The organism is Leptospira kmetyi serovar Malaysia str. Bejo-Iso9 (assembly GCF_000243735.2).
GTDB lineage: Bacteria > Spirochaetota > Leptospiria > Leptospirales > Leptospiraceae > Leptospira > Leptospira kmetyi.
Window position 1 is genome coordinate 1,121,563 of sequence record NZ_AHMP02000003.1, and the last position, 21,570, is coordinate 1,143,132.

Below are 21,570 nucleotides of genomic sequence, written 5' to 3' on the forward strand. Positions count from 1 at the left end.
TTCGGTCATTCTACGGATCAGAGAACTTATGATTCGTAGAATTCAACAATATATGTCGTAGTATTGATACTGGCATTTTAACGCGTCTCGCATACTGATTGCAAAAAACGACTCTCGCGGCTTGAACGATCTCGCTGTACCACCAAGCGTCGATCGTTTCCCAACGTTTTGAGAGAAAATCCGTTAAATCGCTCATGGATGAATAGAAAATGCCGGCTTCCCGTAATTTCTCATAATACGGTAAAGCTTCTTCGACTACGTGGGTAAATTCGTTTCTCCAAAAACAAAGAGTAGGAATATTAAGACTTAATGTTTCTAGAATTCCGGTAGAATCATAAGAATGTACGACCACACGAGATTTCGAAATCAATTCATTTAATTTTAAATGACTCGAATCGATATGAACGTTCGGATCGAAATCTCTCCAGCGATTCTCATCAAACCAATCGGAATTTTTAGACGAATTGTGAAGCCTTACGATCGTCTTCTCACGAATCCTATCCGGTAAACTTTTATAAAAATATAATTGTTCTTCAAAGTATTTTGTAAAATCAAACCAACAATCCTCGGGACCAAGTCGAATCGCCGGAGGAAATTCGATTAACAAAAGTCCTCCCTGCGGATCGTGGTTTTTTTCTTTTTCGCCGCATTTAGTAAAAACGAAAGCCGGGATATGTTTCCGATCTGCGCTCCATCCCCAAGTGATAAATCGATCGGCACTTACAAGTTCGGGGGATTTCTGAATACCGCGTAAAGTTCCGTAATTATTACCGTGTTGTCCGATTACGTAAGGAACACCATGGATCGTTTTTTCGGCCGCCCATACTTTAAACAACTCATCCGTATCGAAATTATTGGAAGTAAATATGAAACGAGGTTTTTTCGGCCAATTGATTTCTTTAGACGTTTGCAATAATTCCTCAAACCCTTCTACAAAACATCGAGGTAACACCTTTAAGATATTTCTTCTTGCGTAGGTTTCAAAATCTTGCTTACCATCTTCTTCAATTCGAACGGAACTACGAAGAGTTTTATCGACAGTCCATTCCGGTAATTCTTGTAGTCTCCAGAATTGAGGAATTTGTCCTAAACTCAATTGTAAGAGTATTTCCTTCTGGATAGGTAGATATGTATTAACGAGAAATGCATCCGAGTTTCTTGCAAAGACCGGCAATACTCGATTTAGAAAATATACGATGACCTTTTTCCAGAAAGGTTTAACTATCGGATGAGCTATGGCATTCAATTCCTTTGCGGATTCAGAACTTTCCTCAAACGCGGAAAAATTAAAAAATTTGAGAATTTCAATGTTAACATTGTGATTCCAAAAGTTCTTACCGACATCTAAAATAAAACCAATGGAATCGTTCGGCGCTAAATCGTAATCGTCAAATTTCAACTCGGTCGTTCCGGAAATTTCGTAACGATCCAAAACCTGCTCCATGGTTTTATAACGATTGTAAAAAACTCGAAGATATCTTAAGATCCAATGACCCAATACGAGATTCCAATAACGGGTCGAATACGAAACGGAATGAAGTTGATTCAAGGCTTCCGTAATTTCGTTTAAAAAAACCAATCTTAAACTTTCTAAATAATCAAAGTCATTCTTTTTTACGTTCGGATCCACTCCATAGGGAAGAGCGACTTCATAGTCCAAAGCGCTCCAGACATGTTTTCGATCATAACGTCTACACCATTCGCCTAAAAATAAAATGGGAACGTCTTTTTTCCAAGTCCGTTCGTCGGCGGTCGTTACGAGATATCGTTTCAATTTTGAAAAATAAAAAGGAGGAAGAACTACTATCGAAGCAAGACGCGTTATCCGAAATGAGAAGCCGTTTCCGAGGAAAATTCCAAAATCTGAGCCGCGAGATTGTCCGCCCCTTTTCCATCGATGAGAGAGCGCCCTACTTCGTATATTTTCGTTCTTTCGGACTTTGGTTTTAAAACCTCGATCGATTCGGAAACTTTTTCCAAAAGGGAAGAATCGTCCCAGTTGAGTATTTCTCGAATACAACCTCTATCATAGAATGATTTTATATTATTCACTTGGTCGTAGTCGATACAAATCGCGACAAACGGAATACCGAGAAAGGCAAGTTCGTTCATCGTTTGTCCCGCGGCTGTTATGACAAGATCGGAAGTACATAAGAGATCGATCATAGACTTCGCGTCCAGTTTTCTCAGAATTTTCAAATTCGGAATTTGATATTTTCGATTCAATTCATCCGCATATTCGTCGATTCCCGCCAGGGCGATAAACTCAATATCCGGATATTGGTTTACGAACGTCGCAAATTTTGGAATCAAATGTCGATAGTCGCTTCCCCCGCTCGTAAGAATTACTTTCTGAATTTTTTCCCGAACTACAAAATCGTTTCGTCTGTCCTTGAACTGTGGTCTTAGAATCGTATAACGATTTCCTGAAATTACTTTAGCGGTTTGCCCGTCATATTGAATCTCGGAACCGTGAACGTTTGGATTCACGATTAGATCGAAGGGATAATAAATCCTGTTGAAATCATCTATGACTGCGGTATAGGAAAAATTCTCCGAAATTCTTTTCAAAGCCTCCGAATTCGATATGTATGAATCTACGACGGCGATATCTCCGGCAGGAATCGGCACGTTCATATCCATCCAATTCTGAAATGTGGAACGTTCGTATTTGAATTCTGGCCAATCCCGGACGAACATACAAATATCGGTTTCGAGACCTCGCATCTCTAAGGAATTGCGAAGCGCTTCACAACGAATCAAATGACCGTATCCGATTCCTTCTCCGGTCTCTGTAAAAAAAACGGCCTTCTTATTTTTAACGATATTCATTCTTTCCAAATCCGTTTTCGTTCAACTAAACTCATCGATTCTTGCCAAGTCCTTAGCTACGGACTCGATCAGTTCGTCGCTTGGATTGATACAATTTACCTTGGACACACCTATAATCAACTTGCGCAAATCAACATCGTATCTTTTGAGAATACGCTTAAAACGAGGAAGATGTCCCGAGTGGAACTTAGAAATTCCGATCACGATGTCCATAGAACTTAAACCTTGAGGATACAACATCAACGGTTCTATGATGGTTTCGGACATTTCCAATAATAGAAACGGATCAAGGTTGGTATCAAAACCGTATTCTTGAAAGATAAACGCCATCGCTTCCGTCTGGGCGTTGCCGGCGCTTCTACCCATTCCGCGTAACGTGGCGTCTACGAATTTCGCTCCGCTTTTTAATGCTGCGAGAGAATTCGCATTCGCCATTCCCAAGTTGTTATGACCGTGAAATCCCACAGGCGCTTCGGAATGATCGCGAATCACGGATACATATTCGCTGATTTGTTCAGGCAACATACAACCGGCAGAGTCGACTAAACAAATCGCATCCACACCCCAGCCTTTGATGTTTTTTATAATCTTAGCAAGTTCCGTTGAATTGACCGCGTAAGACTTCATCATGTTCAAACTAACGTGCAATCCCAACTCTTGAGAATATTCTATGAAACTTTTGGTAGCTTCTAAATCGGTGACGTCCTTTCCGATTCGGATAAAATCCAGACCTGCGTCTTTCGCCCTTTTGATATCTTCCTTCTTACCCACTCCCGGAATAAAAAAAGCGCCTATAAAAGAATTTTTAGTAACCGATTTAGCGGTGGAAATATAATCCTCATCCGATTCGAAAGCGATTCCGTTGGAAGGATTGGAAGCTCCGAGTCCGAGTCCATGTCCCACTTCGATCAAGCGAATCCCGGCTTTATCAAGATTGGAACTGATGTTCCGCGTATCCCGTGCCGAAAATTGGAAATTAATCGCGTAACCGCCGTCTCGAATCGTACAATCGAGTAGGATCGGATGCTGAAAACTATTTATGAATTCTTTTATCATTTTAAGTTTAATATTTTTTTCGAAGTCTGAAACATCACTTGATTGATCTCGGTTTGACCGAAGCCGAATTTTTTAAAGAATAGATTGTGATCTTCGATCGCAGTTTCCAAGGACACGAACGGAAAATCGGAGCCGAACATAAAACGATCCGCTCCATATTTTCGAATACCGTAAGCCAAGTCCATTTCTACGCTACTATTCTTCCAAAACGTAACCGAAAACGAGGTTTCTAAATACGCGTTTGGATACATTTCTGCGATCTGTAACGCCTCGATTAACTTTCCACCACCCGCATGAACCAATAAGACCGGACAAGATACCGCATCCAAAATATGAACGGCCAAAGGAAGACTGTAATACTTATAGATCTTCTTACTGCCGAACGCAGAACAAACGTTGATGTAAAGACCTAATTTTTCCGCTTCGATACAAATCGTTTGAACCTTATCGAAATCGGATTCTTTGATTTCCTGTAGGTAAGAATGGAACGTGATCGATTTAAAACCTTCTTTTGCGGCTAAGGTCAAGGAATCCAACCATTCCGGATCTCTAAAATCGATTAGATAAGAATAAGAATATAAACTATCGTTTCTCGATTGACGAAACGCATTCAAGTGCGATCCGTTCTTTAAGAATTTAATATCGAAAAAACAAATCACACCGTGCGAGATATCATTCTTCTTAAATGCTCCCTCTAAATGATCCCCGACGACCGAAACGCTATTCGGATCTATATTGAACAGATCCGCTTCACTCGGTTTGAGAATGGGATGAATGAACATATCGATAATCATAGTGGGCTTTTCCTTAATTGTAAAACAAACTCTCTCTGCGGAATCGAAATATAATCCTGAATCAGACTAACATGCGGGGTCAAAGTAAAGGCGAACTTTAACATCTCGGCGGGATCGTAATAATAAACGAAATCGTCGGGCGGATATTTCTCGTCTAAGACATGACTGAGCATGTCTACGACCAATACTTCTTTCGCATAACGAAACGCCTGCTCGATCATACCTTTCGCAAAATCTAAATTTCGAATTTCGGAAAACTTAAAGTTTAAAACTCCGAACATGGAAACTACATCGTAGGAATTTTCTTGGATTCGACCCGGTTCGCTCAGGATGTTCACGATCTCGAACTTGCTTTTTGGAAATCGTTTTTTACATTCTCCGATCAGATCCGGATTTATATCGGCCCCGGAATACTCAAAATTCTTCCCTTCGGAATGGTCCAATAAGAATTGATTGAAATCGGCGAAACCGCAACCGATATCCAAAACTTTCTTATCGGAAATATCCAAATTTCGAACCGCATTTTGAAAACGAATTTCCTGGTTCGATTTATTATCCCAACCGAGAGTGCGCGGATCTTGACCGAACTTTTGATATCGTGTGGAATATCTTTCGATTAACTTTTTATCTACGTTGTTTAATTCATCCAAATTCATCGTTGAATTCCGTTCCTATTTTAACGATCACTCATACTGAATTTTAATCGAATTAAAAATCGTTTCGCGCAATTTCTGAAGAGATTGAACGTCTTCCGAAGTGATGATCGCAAAGCCGTGTCTATCGGCGCCCGATTGCATCGGTGACAAAGTATCTCCCGGTTTTATGGAAAGTTGAATGTGAAGGACTTCGGACATTTCGTTTACCTTATCCAAACCTTCGATGGATTTCACTTTGCCGGGCGGAAAAATAAAGAACGTCAACATCGCGGCCTTTCGGTTAAAGGAAAGATTTACGGAATATTTTTCGCCCATAGCGTTTGCGATAATCAACTCGGAGATATTTACGTTACTCACTTCCGGTATGATTTTTGCGGAAGTAAGAACCCCTCCTCCGCGAGTCGCAGTTTCCAATAAGAAACAACGTCCCTTATCGTCCAAAACGTATTCAGAGTGTGTCGCTCCCCTTTTGATTTGAAGGGCCTCTATGACGGCCGAATTCGTTTTTAAAACATGATCGATTGATTCGGGAGAAATTGCCGCAGGATAAAGAACTTCCGTAATGATCGGCTTGTCACCCGGTGTCACTTTTTTGGATGCGATCGCTAAGTTATGATGTTCTCCGTTTTGATCCATACAACCGTCCACGGTAAGATGGATTCCCTCAATGAAAGCCTCGACGAGTACTTCCCGAGAATGCGCGTTCAATAAAGAATCCAGATAAGCCGCTTTCAAATCGCTTTTCTTTTCTACCTTATGAACGCCGAAACTACCTCTGTTATCCGTAGGTTTAACGATGACGGGAAGTCCGATCAATTCCGCTGCGGCTTCGACTTCTTCCAAAGTTCTACAAGCTACGAAACGAGGTTGAAGAATGTGGTGTTCCCTACATCTTTCTCTCATCCATCTTTTATTCGTGGTGAATTGCGCCGCTGCGATTCCGTCCGTTGGAAAACCTAAGGTTTCGTTTACGTAAGTCGCGGCGTAATGGGAATAATCGCATTCGTCCGCAACGGCTCCTTGCACTTGGTGTTTTTTAGCGATCGCTAACGCCTTACTCAAATCTCTTGGATCTAAATTCTCCGTAACATCCGCGTATTGTAATCCGATCGCTTCGGGGTTTGCATCGGTGGCAACTACGTAATAACCTTTGCTTTTAGCGGTTTGAATGAGAGGAAGCTGCTCCCAAGTTGCGCCGATGATCATCAATTTTTTCACGTGTAATTCTCCCTCTTTTAAATATGCTCAAGCATCTTCCATTGAATGAGCTGACCGCTTTCAATGTTTTGTTTCGATTTCGTATTCTTCAATAACTCGATCTGATCGATGGAAACGCCCTTTTGAGCGGAACGAAAGAAGATCATATTCTCATCGGACAAGATTTCTCCTGCTTTGATCGCTTTGCGAGAAACCGCCTTCAGTTCCACTTTTCTTCTGCTTTCCCATTCTTCGGGAAGAAGATGAAGACGAGCGCCTGTTCCAAGTCCGACCTGCACTTCACGGATCTGCTCCGTCATCTCCTTAAATTCCCGAAAGGTCATTGCAAACGGATGATCGGGGCCTTTCTGATTCCGATCCGTCGTTACGTGTTTCTCTATGATACAAGCACCTAAACTCACTGCTGCAACGCTCATATGAGTTCCCATGGAATGATCCGAGTAACCGGTCAACTCGTTCGTCATTGCGGCCAATGTTTGTATGAATAATAGATTCGATTCTTCCGCTTTCACCGGATATTTGGAATTACAATGAAGCAGAATCAAAGAATCGTTGCCGACCGATTTGCAAAGATTGACGGCCCTTTGTATGTCTCCGTATTCGCAATAACCGACCGAAAGAATCAAAGGTTTCATCGTTTGCGCCGCGCGTTCCACGACTTTCAGATTCGCCTGCACCTGCGGAGAAGCCAATTTATACGCGGGAACGTTTACCTTTTCCAAAAGATCGACTGCCGGTGCATATGTCGGCGAGGATAAAAAGTCAATCCCCTCGTCTGCGCATCGTTTCGCTAAGGCTTCGTACCAGGATTCTTCCAATTCGATTTGCCGAAACCATTCTCGAAAGTCCTTCGTTTCCAGACTCTCTACATACAATTCCGAAAATTGAATCGATTGAAATTTAGCGGCGTCGGCACCGGTTTCTTTCACCATGGAGATCATATCCAATGCGAGATTCAAATCCTGATTGTGATTCGTTCCGATTTCCGCGATTACGTACGTGGGATGTCCTTTTCCGATCGTCCGTTTTCCTATTTTGATCTCTTTGCTCAAACGTTTACCCTGCAACTGAATTGTTATAAATTTCTCGAATCGAAGCCGAGAATTATTGAAACTTATTTTTCCATCGAATGATTTTAAAGGCTTCCGCCAATTTGAAACCGGATTGCATTCCTCTATATCTTGCGAGAGTTTCCAAGCCGACGTAGGATCGAGGATACGGAAATTCTTTTATCTCGGTATAATAACATTCTAATGCTTCCCACTTTTTCTTCAGACAATCCTCGGATATTTCTTCGAATAAATTGGGAACGAACGGATCGGTAAGATTCCATTCGGTTGTGGAAAGCACTTCGAACGAAAGTATATTCAAATCGCAATCGGGCCAAACCGGACGAGCCGCCATCGCAAGAGAACGAGCGACGATACGATGATCGTTGTTCACGTCCGTTTCGGAATGGATCATCACGGTTTCGGGTTTGAAAGTTTTGATCTCGTTTTCTATGATTTTATTAATGTCGATAATCGGAACTTGATCCAATCTTCCGCAGGGAAGATCGTAAAATTTATAATCGTTTACCCCGAGAACCTCGAGACTTTTTTTAGCGGAAGCGGTTCTGATTTCGATTTGTTTGAGAGCTTCCGAAGACTGAATCTGATCCGCGCTGAATCGACAAGTGCTTCCTTCCGCTATAAAAACGACTCTGAACTCGCAATCGTTTCTATGTTTAAAGATAAAGGCTCCGCAGCCGAGAATATCGTCATCGGGATGCGCCGCTATAATCAGTATTTTTCTCATTGTGAAAACGATTATCCTTTTTGTAAAAGGGTTAATATTTCATCTTCCACTTTCGGGAGACGAGTACCGAAATCCCTTTCAAACTTCGAAACGTTCATCGTCATGTCGCGAGGTCGATACGCTTTTAAGTTGAGATCGAAGATGGATCCTTTTCTGATTTTTTCCTTCGATTTCTTGAGAATGTCGACAAGCTTATAGGCGAAGTCTGCTTTGCTGATTCCGTCGACGGAACCTAAATTATAAATTCCCGGATTCGGATTTAAAAGTACCTTGTGAATCATTTCAACGAGAGTGGAAAGGGACAACGGACTAAAACGAATGTCTTCGAATACCGTAATCTCCTTATCACCGTCGACGGATTCGATGATCCAATCACTAAAACTGCGTCTGATGTCGTTCTTACTGTAACCGAAAAAATTAGTTCTTAGAACCGTACTGGAAACGGAGCGCGCAACCAACTCTCCGGTAAACTTGGAAAAACTGTAATAATTGGTCAACTCGACGTTTTCTTCAAGATGAGGTCCCTTACCGTCGTAAACCTGATCCGTCGAAACATGAATCAAATGCGCTTTGGATTGTTTCGACTGAATCCAAGAGACTATGTTTTCTAAAATCTTTACGTTTAGTAAGTACGCGTAGTTCGGTTTTCTTTCGCATTCGTCCACGTTCGTAGCCGCGGCGAGATTGACGATAAAATCGGGAGTATGATCGTCTAACACGTTCCATACGATCTTCTTATCCACAAGATCCCCGATCGCTTCGGTGCTGCCGCTTCTGCTATGACGAATCACGTTGTAGTTTAGATTCTTTAGAAACGGAACTAAGGAGGATCCGAGCAAACCTTCGGAACCGGTGATTAAAATGGTCTTTTGAGACATCGGTATTGGATCGAAATAATATTATAAAAAACGAAAATTAGAATTCAGACGTTACGAGACTCGATCGACTGCATTCTGAACTTATACTTAAACTCCGCGAGATTCCAATCTTCTTCATTGTCTATGTCTTGCGCTTCCATATCGTCCAAAAGAATCGCGGAACTATGATCGGTCCAGAGTTTACCTTTTTTCAAAAATCTTTGAATATTAAAAAAGTAGAATTGACCGGCGTCATAATAAGCCGGCTCCAATTCCTGAGATCGTTTCGTTAAATTTTCGGGATGAAACATGGAAACCAATCCCTCTTCGTTTCGTCGAAGCGCCCTTTGTATCGGAGAACCGTATTTGATCATGGAAAAAACCGTATCCAAGTCTTTGGAAAGAAGTAATTTCCAGGCTTCTTCCAATTTTTCGAGAGTCAGTAAAGGAGAGGTCGGATAAATACAACAGGCGTATTCGAAGTTCATTCCCAATTTCTTATATTCTTCGATGACCTCGAACAAAACCGCATCCGTTCCCGCGGTATCATTCGAATTTTTCTCGCTTCTAAAGAACGGGACCTTCGCGGAATAACTTTTGGAGATCTCCGCGATTTCCGGATCGTCCGTGGAAACCATCACTTCGTCAAATAATCCGGACTTAAGCGCGAGTTCGATCGGATAAGAAATGATCGGCCTCCCGTAAAAATTCTTAATATTCTTACGTGGAATCCTTTTCGAACCGCCCCGAGCCGTAATGATGCAAAGTTTTTTCATTTCGACCTATGATTTCAAAACTCTCAAACGACTACGTAGTCCTTGATCAATTGTTTCAATTCTTCCACGGTCAGCCATTCCGTATTCTCCCCGCTATTGTAACGGAATCCCTGCTTACAATAGTCTCCTTTGAAGAATTTCTTAAATTCGTCGATCGACCAAGTCGGTTTAAAAGAAGGTAATATTACGAAATACTTATCGAATTCGATCGTGCTGAGCGCGTCGGTTTCGGTAATCATCTCTTCATGAATCTTTTCACCCGGACGAATACCCACGATCTCCGTTTTACACTCGGGTGCGACGGCCGCGGCGACGTCTAAGATTCTATAGCTTGGAATTTTCGGCACGTAAATCTCTCCGCCCCACATATTCTCGAGTGCGAACAGAACGAGATCCACACCCTCTTTTAAAGTGATGTTGAATCTTGTCATTCTTTCATCGGTAATCGGAAGAACGCCTTCCTTCTTCTTATTTAAAAAGAACGGAATCACCGAACCCCTGCTCCCCATAACGTTTCCGTAACGAACTACTGAGAATTTTATATCGTGAGAACCTTTAAAATTATTCGCGGCGACGAAAAGTTTATCAGAAGCGAGTTTCGTAGCTCCGTATAAATTCACTGGTGCCGCGGCCTTATCTGTGGAAAGAGCCACCACTTTCTTCACTCCGCGGTCGATACACGCCTCGATTAGATTTTGTCCGCCGATAATATTGGTTTTAATCGCTTCAAACGGATTGTATTCGGCCGCAGGTACTTGCTTCAACGCGGCGGCATGAATCACTGTATCGATTCCTTCCAGAGCTCTCGTGATTCTCTCGCGATCGCGGATATCCCCGATAAAATAACGAATCTGAGGATATTTACTCTCTGGAAATTCCTGAGACATCTCGTACTGCTTCAGCTCATCCCTTGAATAAATCACCAATCTTTTAACATCGGGATAATCGGCAAGGATCCTTTTCGTAAACTCTTTACCGAACGAACCGGTTCCACCAGTGATTAAAATCGACTTACTTTTACTCATTCGTATATTCCAAAAATTTAGATTCCAATTAACGCATTACTTTAAAAATTACTAATTTAGAGAATTCGTTTTTACTAATATTTGATCCAGCAAATCCCGGAAGCGGGAATTATTCGGATCAAAATCAACGACTCTGGCGAATCCTGATTTTTTCAGTTCGACTTGCCACAACTCCTCGGATGTTTCGATCGTATGATCCAAAACCCGTTTGAAAGCTTTAACGTCCAGATCATTGGTCCAAAAAGGACCGTTATCGGGCAACTTTCCCGGCCATCCGAATCGATAAGAATCGTTTTTCAAGGAACGACAACGCGAAGTAAAGGCCGCGGATTTTTTTCCTCGAGCCAAAGCCTCGTATCCCAATGTCGAATCCACAAAAACAGTAACCGGAGCCGAATCGATCAGCTCATAACTCGAAAGAAGGGACTCGTGCGAAGTCATAGCCCAATCCAATCCGTCGAAATAATTTTTATAAAAATTGAATTCGTCCGGATCGTTTTTTTTCGTTCTACCGCAAACTTTGATAGAAAGATTTTTCTCGAAACAATACCTTTTGAGAAAAGGCAACAAGATCAATTCCGTCTCGTAGAATTGTTCCCAGTAATATACGGAGCCGTTTGCCTCTACGTAAAACGGTTCCTTTTCATTTTCAGGACGTTTGATATATTGGGAGATAAAAAGAATGGAATTAATTTTAGAAACCGGATTCGATTTCTTTTTCGGAACCTTATTGTTCTTAAAAGAACCTATGGAAACCGATTTTCCCCGAATGTATCCGGAATATTTTTCTCCGATATCGACGCCCAAAGTGAGCATGTAATCTACATTATAATTCTCTTGTGGAGTGAGATATCCGAAAACGTCTCCGATCTCCCCTCGAAAACCGTTCTGCACGAACATAGTAATGATATCCGGATGAGACTTTTTCAATTCGTAGAATTTCGGATTGTTGTCGATGTAAGTCAGAACCAACTTAGGCTTTACGGAACGGATAAATTCGTTTATATAACCTTGTAAACCGATATTCCCTTTGAAGAAAGCCGCAAGAAAGATCGGAACGTTGAGCTTTTCACCTCGAATGTATAGGATCGTGGGATTATATACTTGAATATAACTTTCGAATGCCTCGTAACCTACAAAGTCGTAAAAAACCAAATCGCTTTTTTTGGGAAAGGTCCATTCTTTCTCGGACTTAAAAAAGAAAAGAAACTGATTTCGGATTTTATTTACGATTTTAAGGAACAATATTCAAATTTCCTAATTCTCTTAAATCTTCAAGAAACGTTCCGCTTCGATCCAATCCGACTCGGTATCGATGTCCACATTCTCCGCCGCCGATTCGGAAATCAGAGGAATGATATCGTCCGTGTAAAAATTCTTTTGATCGATCAGATGATCCTTGGGTGTTAGATAAAACGATCCGTTTACGGAATACGCAGGAGGTAAATCCTGGGATCTCAAATGAAGACCGCCGCCTTCTTGAAACGGCTTTAAAATCCCGTTTTCCAATTTGAAACACCACAAAGGATGCGGATTCGCGGGACTTACTCCGAGAACCGTTTTCTTTCCTTCGTTTTTTACAAAGAGATCGATTCCATTTTCTACGGATTCTTTTTTGCGAAGCGGAGAAGTCGGCTGGAGCAAAATCAAACCGTCGACTTTCTGCCTTTCCTTCTCGTACCAACGTAAAGCGTGTAAGACAACGTCGATGGAACTGGAAGCATCGGTCGCCAATTCGGGAGGCCTTAACCAGGGAACCAATGCATCGAACTTCTTTGCGACTTCCGCAATGTTCGGATCGTCCGTGGAAACTAGGATATCGCATATTTCGGGAATTCCTCTCGCAACTTCGATGCTCCAAGCGATCAAAGGTTTATCTCCGAGAATCTTTATGTTCTTTCCGGGTAAACGTTTTGACCCCCCTCGAGCGGGAATGACGGTCAACAATTTCAAAACTTTAAAAACCTTTTTAAGAGGTTTAAACCAACTTCGCCGCTTTTTTCGGGATGGAACTGGCAACCCACCACGTTTTCATATCCGATCACGGCGGCAATCGAATGTCCTCCGTAGACACAATCGGCGATTCTATGATTTGGATCGATCGGCTTCGCCATAAAAGAATGAACGAAGTAAACCGAATCTCCTTCATGAGAATTTTCTAATATTGTGTTATTCCATTCCGCCGTTTCGGTCGGCTTTTTCAATTCGTTCCAACCGATATGCGGAATCTTGTGCGAAGCACCTTCCTTCGTAAGAGCGGGGATCGGAACCACTCTTCCGGGAATCAGTCCCAATCCGGAAGTGATTCCGAATTCTTCGCTTTCGTCCATGAGCATCTGCATTCCGAGGCAAATAGCCATCAAAGGTGTTCCTCTATGGGCGATCTTTTGTATGACTTCTATGAGAGAACGTTCTTTCAATGCAACCATCGCGTTTGCAAACGCGCCGACTCCGGGTAGCACGACATGAGGAGCTTTGTAGATAACTTCGGGATCGGAGGAAATTTCAACGTCGGCTCCGCAATATTCGAAACCGCGTTTAACACTGAGCAGATTTCCGACTCCGTAGTCGATGACTAAAACTTTACGAGAGAACATAGTGTCTCACCTCGATTCCGGAAGATTCCGCCGTTTTACGAATGTCACCGATCGTAGATCGATCATAATGGAGAATGTCGGCCATCGCAACCGCATCCGCTTCTCCGTTTTTTACCACGTCGATCAGATGTTCGGGAGTTCCCATTCCGCCACTTGCGATTACGGGCACCGAAACTACTTTCGTTACCGAGTGGACGAGATCCGTATCGAAACCTTTTCGAGTTCCTTCGCGATCGATCGAAGTTAATAAAATTTCACCGGCACCGAGCTCCACCGCTTTTTGCACCCATTCGATCACGTCCAAGCCGGTTCTTTCTCTTCCGTTGTCCGTATAAACTTCCCATTTTTTATCTGCGATCTGTTTCGCTTGTACGGATAAAACCATACACTGACTTCCGAATTTTCTGGATATTTCGGAAATCAGATTCGGATTCGAAACGGCCGCGGTATTGATCGCGACCTTATCGGCTCCACTCCGAAGCAAACGTGTGGCGTCATCTACGGATCGTATTCCCCCACCAACCGTAAGCGGTACGAATATATCCTTGACGGAATCCTCCACGATCTCGCTTAAATTATTTCTTCCGTATAAGCTCGCGACACAGTCGATGTAAATTAATTCATCGGCCCCTTGATGATAATACTTATGAGCGTATTCCGCCGGAGAACCTATGACTCTCAACCCTTCTAGGTGTACACCTTTGATCAGATTGGGACCTTTTATATCCAGTCTTGCAATGAGTCGAACTTTTCTCATATTGAACGAATCTTAACTTTCCCAAACCTTGTGTCTTAAGTTCCATTCTCCGGATTTGTTTTCCCAAATATGATCGGATCTCCAACTGTCCACGACTTCGTTGAATTCCTCGTCGGTGATGGAACAGTATTCCAAAAATTCCTGGTAGTGTTTTTTCGGGAATTCACCGTCGTATCGTTTTACCAAGGCCGCTCCCTCTTCTCGAGTGATCTTATGATCCCTAATTTCATGAGCCGTGTCCGAGGTAGTTCTTCCGATTCCGAATTTGATATAACCCAAATAATAATGGAAGCCGTCGATTCGATCGTCTAAACTCGCGTATTTAGAATAGGTTCCTTCGGACCTTTCGGAGTTCGGTGTGAAGCCCGTATTCTCTTGGCAGTAATAAAAATTTTCCTGAGGATCCCAAAATTTATAATAACCCAAGAAATGAATTTCGGTTTTGTTCTTAAGAATGTCCTCGTATGCGGGCGCCATAAACGGTCTTAAATCTTGTTCGCTGACGCCGTGGTCTTTCCAAAACTCGGGAGGAAGTCCGGAAAAATAATGTTTATCATGATCCTGTATTTCTCGATTCGGTTTAAAGGCGTTTTTCATATCGCCGCCGTATTCAACTTCTCCATTTTCCCCATACATAATTAGAGAAACGTTATGTTTAATCGCCATGTGCATAGGATAGTTCGTTTGTCCGTAGATAAACGGTTGAAACGGATCGCCTAAGTACGTAAAAGCCAGGTTCGTAAGTCTTCTCGTCACTTTTCCGTTCGGCGTTCCGAGAACGTTATCAAATCCGGAAGCGATAAAACTATCCAAATTCTTTCTTCCGATTTCCGTCGCCTTCAAAGGCGCCCAGGTTACGGTCAAAGGATTCATTCCGTATTTATACTTCAGCTGATGAGCGACGAACCCGCCGTCCTTTCCGCCGCTACAAGGAACAATCACATCGTATTCTCCGTTGTTCTTTTTGTATTTTTTACAAAGTTCAACGAGCTCCTGTTCTCTTTGTTTCCAATCGATTTGGGTCTTTTTAAATTCGGCGAAGTTACAAGCGGAACATACTCCGTGTTCGTCGAAAGTGATTCTCGGTCTTTGGTTCGAAACGGTGCATTTTTTACAAAAGACTACCTTTTCGGGAAGGTTGTATAACTTTATTAAATTTCGTTTTTCCATTGATACTATCTACCTTATATATCTGCTTCTATTGAATTTACTTTTTCTAGATCGTCCGGCCTTCCAACATCGATCCAAGGCTCGTGCATAGGATACACGATCGTTCTATTTCCTTCGGCGTTCAGTCTCGAAAACAAAGTCGGCATATCACAATGAGTTTTAGGTTCCAACGAGGATAACGTGTCCGGATTCAAGGCGTAGATTCCCGCGTTTACATGACTTCTATAAACCGGTTTTTCCTCAAAGGCTACGATATCGACGCCTTTTGTTCTCACCACTCCGAACGGATGTTGCCATTCGTGAAGACGAACGGCCATCGTCGCGCTCGCACCGTGTCTAACGTGGAAGTCCAAAAGTTCTCCATAACGTATATCAGTCATCACGTCTCCGTTCGTTACCAAAAAAGGTTCCGAAGGAAGTTTCGCGATTAAACTCAACGCACCGGCGGTACCAAGCGCTTCCTCTTCCTTTATATATTCTATGCTCACTTCAAATCTGCTTCCGTCTCCGAAGTATTCTTCGATCATGTGACCGAGATAATGAATCGCAATGGAGAATTTATGAAATCCTTCCGACTTCGCCCTGCTGATGATGTGTTCGAGCATCGGCTTACCGGCTACGGGAAGAAGAGGTTTCGGACAATTTTCCGTATGCGGCATGAGGCGAGTTCCCTTTCCTCCGGCCATGATTACGAAAGTATTCGGCCTTTGAGAAGGAGCCAAGATCTCGTCCCAAAGATAAAGTCCGACCACACTTCTTCGATCGTCGACAATCGGAAGCTGATGAATCTTATTCGCCTGCATCAACTGGATCACCATGTCCCTGCTCATCTGCGGAGTGACCACAAGAGATTCTCGGAAGACGATCGATTCGATCGGACTATTTAAATCCAACCCTCTCAACAAGCCGCGGCGAATATCGCCGTCGGTTATGGTTCCGATCAATTGGTTGTTTTCGGAAACGATCAGTGCGATCTGCAAAGCTGACTCGTCTAAATTTCGAATCACATCCTGAATCGAAGAAGTAAGAGGTAATAAGGCGTTGTGCCAAGCGGTGGTCATAATTTTCGTTTAAAAGGAAAGATCGAAGAATTTCTTTTTTATAATTTGATCCAGAGAAACGTTCTCCAGAACGTTTATGATTTTGGACGTTGCGTCCCCTTCTCCGTAAGGATTTTTAACGGCGGATAAAGCGTCTTGAAATTCTTTTGAGTAAAGTTTTTCCAAGGCCCGCAAAATGGAGGTTTCTTCCGGTTCGCAATCGATTACGCTTTCCGCTTTCAGTCGCCCCTTTTGTCTTCCGCCTATGTTCACGGTTCCTTTCCGAAAAGTGGGAACTTCTAAAAGACCGCTGGAGGAATTTCCGATCACCCCGTCGACAAATCGAATGCAAGAAAAATAACGTTTCTGTCCTAAGGACGAAAATGCGATCGCATTTTTACGCTTCCCAACAAAATCATGAATCGATGAAATGATTTCCCGGCTTCCCGTGTCTGCGTTCGGTAGAGTGAATAGAAGGGAGATATCCGGCAGTCGATCCAGAGCCTTCAGCAATTCTTCGAATTGTTCCTTGGGAGTTTTTTCATCCAAGGTCTCGGGATGAAAAGTCGCCAATAGATTCTTCGCTCCGAACTTGAATCCGATCGAGGATTCCAGATCTTCTCGACTCATCAGATCCAGACTTCGAATGCTGTCCACTCCGAGACCGCCCACGTTAAAGACTCTTTCGGGGTTTTCCCCCAACTGCATTACTCTTTTCTTATATTCTTCGGCGGCGGTAAAGTGAATCTGAGACATCTTCGTGATGCTGTGACGGATCGATTCGTCGAACGCGCCTTCGGTGATTTCTCCGCCGTGAATATGAGCGACGGGAATTTTCGCGATCATCGCGGCGGAAACGGCCGAGAATATTTCGAAACGATCTCCCAATACGACGATCAGATCCGGATTCAAATCTTCCCAAACGTCGGCAAAACCGATCGTTCCCAAACCGATCGATTTGGAAACCGCTACAGACGTATCCGCGCTCAAAAGCATCTCGACTTTTTTATCGATCTTAAAACCGTCCGCTTCGATCTCGCGATATGTTAAACCGAACTCGGGAGAAAGATGCATTCCGGTCGCTACGATTTGTAATTCAAGTTTTGTCGAATCCTGAATTTTACGAATCAGAGTACGGAGCAATCCGTATTCGGCTCTGGTTCCGGTAACGACGCAAATCTTTCTTTTCATAGATCGATCAATTCGTCCTCGGAGAAATCCCTCTTTGCTTTGAGTCCCACGATCTCGTCCAAACGCATCGGAGAAATTCCGTTCCCCGGTCTTTTGGCCGTAAGATTTTCATAGGAAAAAATTTCTCCCGATCGAATCGGGTTCGCTGCAACGAGGGACTTGCGTGCGATTGAAATATTCTTCGCTTCGCTTTGACTCGGCCTTTTGATTCCGTCGCCTAAGGATTGTTCAATATTGCGAATCGATCGTATCATCGTCTTCAATTCTTCCGGTTCTAAACTCGCCTTATGATCCGGTCCGGGCAACGAACGATCCAGAGTAAAATGTTTTTCGATGACCGAAGCGCCTAACGCAACTGCGGCAATCGAAACCTCGATTCCGGCCGTATGATCCGAATATCCGACTTGTACTTTGAAAGATTCCGCGATCGATCTCATCGCTAAAAGATTCACATCCGAGAATGGCGTCGGATATTCCGTATTACAATGCAGAACCGTTATATTCTCCCGTTTTGTTCCGGCTTTTTCCAAAACGGAAATCGCAGATTCAATTTCGCCTAACGTAGACATTCCGGACGAAAGGATTACAGGCTTCCCCAACGTTCCGATTTTTCGAACGTAGGGAAGATTGGTGATTTCCCCGGAAGGAATCTTATATCTGCTTAAATTCAGTCCTTCCAAAAAAATAAGACTTTGCGGATCGAACGCAGTGGAAAGAAATTCGATTTTCTTTTCCTTACAACGTCGTATTAGAATTTCATGATCCTTCTTCGACAATTCGAGTTTTTTTAACATTTCGAATTGCGATTCTTCGGAACCTGTCGTCGCGGTTTGATAATCCGCTTTTTTTGCGGATCGAGTGGCCAATCTTTCGGCCTCGAAAGTCTGAAACTTGACGATATCCGCGCCCGCTTCCGAAGCCGCGTCGATCAGCTTAAGGGCAAGATCCATATCTCCGTTATGATTGACTCCCGCTTCGGCGATGATTAAGGTTTTCATAATTTAAATTTTGATTGTATATTTGGAAAATTCCGGAAGATCGGAAATGACCCTACTTCCCATAGCGACCAGACTATGCGCGCCGATCGAAACCGTTTCCCGAATCACGGAACCGCTTCCGATAAAGGAAGCGTCGCCAACCGAAACTTCTCCGTTTAAAATCGCGCCCGTAGAGATATGACAATGATTTCCGATCTTGACGTCGTGTTCCAAAAGCACTTTGGAATTGATGATGCAGTTATCGCCGATTTTAACGTTCGAATTTACGATCGCTTGGTGCATTATGATACAACCTTCTCCGATCGAAGAATGTTTCGAAACGTACGCGATCGGAGAAACGATCGCGGGCAATTCGAAACCGATTTCTTTCAAACGTCGAAAAATCCGAATTCTCGGTTCTGAATTTTTGATCTGTCCTATGGTAACGATCGCTCGGCCGCAATCTTTATGCAATTTTTCTAAATCTTGATCGGTTCCTAATACCTTGTAACCGAGAATTTCGATTCCTAATTCTTGTTCTGAACCGATCAAACCGAATATGGAATACTTTCCCTGCGATTCGATCACGTCGATACAGGATCGGGTATGTCCGCCCGCACCGATCAGGAGGATTGGTTCTTTCATCTATAATTTCTAAGTTAACAAACCGGAGCCGCTCGGAATGTTGATCAACCTCTCCTCCAAAGAAAGAGCGGTGTTCAGTTCCATTTTCGGACAATCGGAAAAAGGTTTTAATTTATGAAGCATTCTCCAGCAAGGCCGGGTCATCACTCCGTTGTCGTTCGTTGCGGTAAGAATTTCGTCTCGAGCGCCCGAAACATTCTTAGATAAAACCAAAGTCTGAAGCCAGTAATTGCTCCGCGAACCCTTCGGTTCCTCAAAGACGGATACTTCCGAAATAGAGTCGAACGATTCCTTATACTTTTGAAAAAGTTCTCTTTTCGTTTTTAGAAAACCGGGCATTTGTTCGAGTTGAGCGCATCCCAAGGCCGCGTTGATGTTCGGCATTCTATAATTATAACCGATTTCATCGTGCACATATTCCCAACGATGCGGCAATTTCGCGGTAGTCGTTATGTGTTTTGCCTTCTTCGCGAGTTCCGAATCGTTCGTAAGTATGGCGCCGCCGCCGCCCGTCGTTATGGTTTTATTTCCGTTAAAGCTAAGAGTTCCCAAAAGTCCGAACGTTCCGGTATGACGTCCTTGGTAATAACTTCCCAAGGATTCTGCGGCGTCCTCGACGATCTCGATATGAAAGTCGCGGCCAACCGAAAGAATTCCGTCCAGATCGACCGGATGTCCAAACGTATGCATCGGAACCATCGCTCGAATCACTCTACCGGTGGAGCGATTTATACATTGGCCGTTTGCAATTTCGGCAACGGAAGAAAGATAATCTCGCAGAGCCTTAGGGTCCATCCCCAAAGTCGCCTCTTCGCTATCCACAAAATGAGGAATCGCACCACAATAAGAAACACCGTTTGCGGTCGCTATAAACGTTAAGGAAGGAATCAATACTTCGTCGTTCTGTTTAACACCGGCAAGTTTTAATGCGACATGAAGAGCGGCCGTGCCGTTTACAACCGCGACCGCATGTTTCGCCCCCGTAAAGGCCGCCAACTCCGCTTCAAAACGATCCACAAACTTACCGACGGAAGAAACAAAACTCGAGTCGATACATTCCTTGACGTATTGCCATTCGTTTCCCGAAAAAGTAGGTTCGTGAAGGACAACGGGAGAGTTCCCAACGACGTTTCGAATCGCTTTTACGATTCGATCTGATAACGGTTTAAAATCGGAAGACATTAAATATTATAAATATCTGTTTTATACTGAGCGAGATTTTTCGGATTTAAAAACCATTCCACGGTTTCCAAAATGCCTTTTCGAAAACCGTCCAACCCCCCGTAGGAAGGCTCCCAATTCAAAAGTTTTTTGGCTTTTTCGTTTGCCGCCCACAATCGTTCCACTTCGCTTTTTTCAGGTCTTAATCTTTGATCGTCGGATTCGATTTCAACCTTCGCCTTCATCACTTCGGCGATGGTTCTGACGGTGTCACCGACTGAAATTTCGTAATTACTTCCTAAATTGATCACCTCGCCGACGGACGAATCAGACTTCAACGCGGCTATAAAACCGGAAACGGTGTCTTTTACGAAATTAAAATCGCGGGTTGGATGAATGGCGCCTAACTTTATTTTTTCCTTACCCTTTGCGATCTGCGTAATGATCGTAGGGATCACGGCTCTCGCGGATTGCCTTGGCCCGTACGTGTTGAAAGGACGGATCACGGAAACCGGAGTACCGAAGGAAGAATAAAAGGACATCGCAATCTGATCGGCTCCGATCTTACTCGCGGAATACGGGGATTGCCCCTGCAACGGATGTTCTTCCGTAATCGGAACGAAACGAGCGGTTCCATAAACTTCGCTCGTGGAAGTATGAATCACTCTGGAAACGTTTAAGTCTTTTGCGGCCTGAACCACGTTCAAAGTTCCTTTCACGTTCGTATCCACATACGTATCCGGAGAATGATAAGAATATGGGATCGCAATCAAAGCGGCCAAGTGTAAAACGGAATCACATCCTTTCATGGCCGCTCGCACACCGTTCGGATCGCGGACATCTCCCGCAAAAACTTCGAACTTACCTTTTACGTCAGCTTCGCACGAATCCAGCCACCCCCAAGAGTTAAAAGAATTATAAAGTACGAATGCTTTGACGTCGTATCCTTGTCTCACCAGGGTTTCGGTCAAGTGAGAACCTATAAAACCGTCCGCGCCGGTCACTAATATTTTTTTCATAA

22 protein-coding genes are annotated in these 21,570 nt (G+C 43.3%); all 22 read right to left on the reverse strand.

The features are described 5' to 3' along the window. Positions 1–10: 10 nt before the first annotated feature. Genes LEP1GSC052_RS07590 through LEP1GSC052_RS07695 form a run of 22 tightly spaced genes read right to left on the reverse strand, consistent with a single transcriptional unit; the run spans position 11 to position 21,568 of the window. Entirely contained in the window at positions 11–1,774 is a 1,764-nt protein-coding gene (locus LEP1GSC052_RS07590; RefSeq protein WP_020986508.1) for an LIC12162 family transferase, read from the reverse strand. Between the two features lie 47 nt (positions 1,775–1,821). Continuing rightward, a complete protein-coding gene (locus LEP1GSC052_RS07595) occupies positions 1,822–2,832 on the reverse strand; it encodes a glycosyltransferase (RefSeq protein ID WP_156892110.1) in 1,011 nt (336 codons plus the stop codon). Between the two features lie 21 nt (positions 2,833–2,853). After that, positions 2,854–3,888: a 4-hydroxy-2-oxovalerate aldolase gene (locus LEP1GSC052_RS07600; protein WP_010575200.1), complete on the reverse strand. Its 1,035-nt coding sequence runs from the start codon at positions 3,886–3,888 to the stop codon at positions 2,854–2,856. After that, positions 3,885–4,682 carry an amidohydrolase family protein gene (locus tag LEP1GSC052_RS07605; RefSeq protein ID WP_010575201.1) on the reverse strand — a complete coding sequence of 266 codons (798 nt, stop codon included), beginning with the start codon at positions 4,680–4,682 and terminating at the stop codon, positions 3,885–3,887. Before LEP1GSC052_RS07605 ends, LEP1GSC052_RS07600 begins: the two co-directional genes overlap by 4 nt. Further along, positions 4,679–5,338, reverse strand: a complete 660-nt coding sequence (locus tag LEP1GSC052_RS07610) for a class I SAM-dependent methyltransferase (RefSeq protein ID WP_010575202.1) — start codon at positions 5,336–5,338, stop codon at positions 4,679–4,681. Before LEP1GSC052_RS07610 ends, LEP1GSC052_RS07605 begins: the two co-directional genes overlap by 4 nt. A 27-nt stretch (positions 5,339–5,365) precedes the next feature. Further along, complete coding sequence (locus LEP1GSC052_RS07615) at positions 5,366–6,556, reverse strand: ATP-grasp domain-containing protein (RefSeq protein ID WP_010575203.1); 1,191 nt, start codon at positions 6,554–6,556, stop codon at positions 5,366–5,368. A gap of 17 nt (positions 6,557–6,573) precedes the next feature. Beyond that, positions 6,574–7,608, reverse strand: coding sequence for an N-acetylneuraminate synthase family protein (locus LEP1GSC052_RS07620; RefSeq protein ID WP_040913377.1), 1,035 nt, complete (start codon positions 7,606–7,608; stop codon positions 6,574–6,576). A 52-nt stretch (positions 7,609–7,660) separates the two neighbouring features. Continuing rightward, the gene (locus tag LEP1GSC052_RS07625) at positions 7,661–8,353 is read right to left on the reverse strand and encodes a PIG-L deacetylase family protein (RefSeq protein ID WP_010575205.1); all 693 of its coding nucleotides are present in this window, start codon (positions 8,351–8,353) and stop codon (positions 7,661–7,663) included. An 11-nt stretch (positions 8,354–8,364) separates the two neighbouring features. Next, the gene (locus tag LEP1GSC052_RS07630) at positions 8,365–9,231 is read right to left on the reverse strand and encodes a dTDP-4-dehydrorhamnose reductase family protein (RefSeq protein ID WP_010575206.1); all 867 of its coding nucleotides are present in this window, start codon (positions 9,229–9,231) and stop codon (positions 8,365–8,367) included. 44 nt (positions 9,232–9,275) lie between these two features. After that, positions 9,276–9,986 (reverse strand): pseudaminic acid cytidylyltransferase, encoded by a 711-nt coding sequence (gene pseF, locus LEP1GSC052_RS07635; RefSeq protein ID WP_010575207.1) that lies wholly within the window; start codon positions 9,984–9,986, stop codon positions 9,276–9,278. A gap of 23 nt (positions 9,987–10,009) precedes the next feature. Further along, positions 10,010–11,011, reverse strand: a complete 1,002-nt coding sequence (pseB, locus tag LEP1GSC052_RS07640) for a UDP-N-acetylglucosamine 4,6-dehydratase (inverting) (protein ID WP_010575208.1) — start codon at positions 11,009–11,011, stop codon at positions 10,010–10,012. Positions 11,012–11,062: 51 nt separating this feature from the next. After that, positions 11,063–12,256 carry an LA_1612 family putative O-antigen biosynthesis protein gene (locus LEP1GSC052_RS07645; protein ID WP_010575209.1) on the reverse strand — a complete coding sequence of 398 codons (1,194 nt, stop codon included), beginning with the start codon at positions 12,254–12,256 and terminating at the stop codon, positions 11,063–11,065. A 21-nt stretch (positions 12,257–12,277) separates the two neighbouring features. After that, entirely contained in the window at positions 12,278–12,964 is a 687-nt protein-coding gene (locus LEP1GSC052_RS07650) for an acylneuraminate cytidylyltransferase family protein (RefSeq protein WP_010575210.1), read from the reverse strand. After that, entirely contained in the window at positions 12,961–13,608 is a 648-nt protein-coding gene (gene hisH, locus LEP1GSC052_RS07655) for an imidazole glycerol phosphate synthase subunit HisH (RefSeq protein WP_010575211.1), read from the reverse strand. The genes LEP1GSC052_RS07650 and hisH overlap by 4 nt, the downstream gene beginning before the upstream one ends. Further along, on the reverse strand, positions 13,595–14,365 hold the full coding sequence (gene hisF, locus LEP1GSC052_RS07660) for an imidazole glycerol phosphate synthase subunit HisF (protein WP_010575212.1): 771 nt from the start codon (positions 14,363–14,365) through the stop codon (positions 13,595–13,597). The genes hisH and hisF overlap by 14 nt, the downstream gene beginning before the upstream one ends. A 12-nt stretch (positions 14,366–14,377) precedes the next feature. Further along, positions 14,378–15,535 (reverse strand): N-acetyl sugar amidotransferase, encoded by a 1,158-nt coding sequence (locus LEP1GSC052_RS07665; RefSeq protein WP_010575213.1) that lies wholly within the window; start codon positions 15,533–15,535, stop codon positions 14,378–14,380. Positions 15,536–15,549: 14 nt separating this feature from the next. Beyond that, positions 15,550–16,596 carry a nucleotidyltransferase family protein gene (locus LEP1GSC052_RS07670; RefSeq protein WP_010575214.1) on the reverse strand — a complete coding sequence of 349 codons (1,047 nt, stop codon included), beginning with the start codon at positions 16,594–16,596 and terminating at the stop codon, positions 15,550–15,552. Positions 16,597–16,605: 9 nt separating this feature from the next. After that, positions 16,606–17,766, reverse strand: a complete 1,161-nt coding sequence (neuC, locus tag LEP1GSC052_RS07675) for a UDP-N-acetylglucosamine 2-epimerase (RefSeq protein WP_010575215.1) — start codon at positions 17,764–17,766, stop codon at positions 16,606–16,608. Beyond that, positions 17,763–18,764, reverse strand: a complete 1,002-nt coding sequence (gene neuB, locus LEP1GSC052_RS07680) for an N-acetylneuraminate synthase (RefSeq protein WP_010575216.1) — start codon at positions 18,762–18,764, stop codon at positions 17,763–17,765. Before neuB ends, neuC begins: the two co-directional genes overlap by 4 nt. Positions 18,765–18,767: 3 nt before the next feature. After that, entirely contained in the window at positions 18,768–19,388 is a 621-nt protein-coding gene (locus LEP1GSC052_RS07685) for an acetyltransferase (RefSeq protein ID WP_010575217.1), read from the reverse strand. A 9-nt stretch (positions 19,389–19,397) separates the two neighbouring features. After that, positions 19,398–20,570 (reverse strand): LegC family aminotransferase, encoded by a 1,173-nt coding sequence (locus tag LEP1GSC052_RS07690; protein ID WP_010575218.1) that lies wholly within the window; start codon positions 20,568–20,570, stop codon positions 19,398–19,400. Continuing rightward, positions 20,570–21,568 carry an NAD-dependent 4,6-dehydratase LegB gene (locus tag LEP1GSC052_RS07695; protein ID WP_010575219.1) on the reverse strand — a complete coding sequence of 333 codons (999 nt, stop codon included), beginning with the start codon at positions 21,566–21,568 and terminating at the stop codon, positions 20,570–20,572. Before LEP1GSC052_RS07695 ends, LEP1GSC052_RS07690 begins: the two co-directional genes overlap by 1 nt. Positions 21,569–21,570 lie beyond the last annotated feature (2 nt).

Bases quoted from the DNA above. Each gene is read 5' to 3' on its own strand.
- LEP1GSC052_RS07595 (WP_156892110.1), bottom strand. From the start codon at position 2,832: ATGAATATCGTTAAAAATAAGAAGGCCGTTTTTTTTACAGAGACCGGA.
- LEP1GSC052_RS07600 (WP_010575200.1), bottom strand. From the start codon at position 3,888: ATGATAAAAGAATTCATAAATAGTTTTCAGCATCCGATCCTACTCGAT.
- LEP1GSC052_RS07605 (WP_010575201.1), bottom strand. From the start codon at position 4,682: ATGATTATCGATATGTTCATTCATCCCATTCTCAAACCGAGTGAAGCG.
- LEP1GSC052_RS07610 (WP_010575202.1), bottom strand. From the start codon at position 5,338: ATGAATTTGGATGAATTAAACAACGTAGATAAAAAGTTAATCGAAAGA.
- LEP1GSC052_RS07625 (WP_010575205.1), bottom strand. From the start codon at position 8,353: ATGAGAAAAATACTGATTATAGCGGCGCATCCCGATGACGATATTCTC.
- LEP1GSC052_RS07630 (WP_010575206.1), bottom strand. From the start codon at position 9,231: ATGTCTCAAAAGACCATTTTAATCACCGGTTCCGAAGGTTTGCTCGGA.
- pseF (WP_010575207.1), bottom strand. From the start codon at position 9,986: ATGAAAAAACTTTGCATCATTACGGCTCGGGGCGGTTCGAAAAGGATT.
- pseB (WP_010575208.1), bottom strand. From the start codon at position 11,011: ATGAGTAAAAGTAAGTCGATTTTAATCACTGGTGGAACCGGTTCGTTC.
- hisH (WP_010575211.1), bottom strand. From the start codon at position 13,608: ATGTTCTCTCGTAAAGTTTTAGTCATCGACTACGGAGTCGGAAATCTG.
- hisF (WP_010575212.1), bottom strand. From the start codon at position 14,365: ATGAGAAAAGTTCGACTCATTGCAAGACTGGATATAAAAGGTCCCAAT.
- LEP1GSC052_RS07665 (WP_010575213.1), bottom strand. From the start codon at position 15,535: ATGGAAAAACGAAATTTAATAAAGTTATACAACCTTCCCGAAAAGGTA.
- LEP1GSC052_RS07670 (WP_010575214.1), bottom strand. From the start codon at position 16,596: ATGACCACCGCTTGGCACAACGCCTTATTACCTCTTACTTCTTCGATT.
- neuC (WP_010575215.1), bottom strand. From the start codon at position 17,766: ATGAAAAGAAAGATTTGCGTCGTTACCGGAACCAGAGCCGAATACGGA.
- neuB (WP_010575216.1), bottom strand. From the start codon at position 18,764: ATGAAAACCTTAATCATCGCCGAAGCGGGAGTCAATCATAACGGAGAT.
- LEP1GSC052_RS07685 (WP_010575217.1), bottom strand. From the start codon at position 19,388: ATGAAAGAACCAATCCTCCTGATCGGTGCGGGCGGACATACCCGATCC.
- LEP1GSC052_RS07690 (WP_010575218.1), bottom strand. From the start codon at position 20,570: ATGTCTTCCGATTTTAAACCGTTATCAGATCGAATCGTAAAAGCGATT.
- LEP1GSC052_RS07695 (WP_010575219.1), bottom strand. From the start codon at position 21,568: ATGAAAAAAATATTAGTGACCGGCGCGGACGGTTTTATAGGTTCTCAC.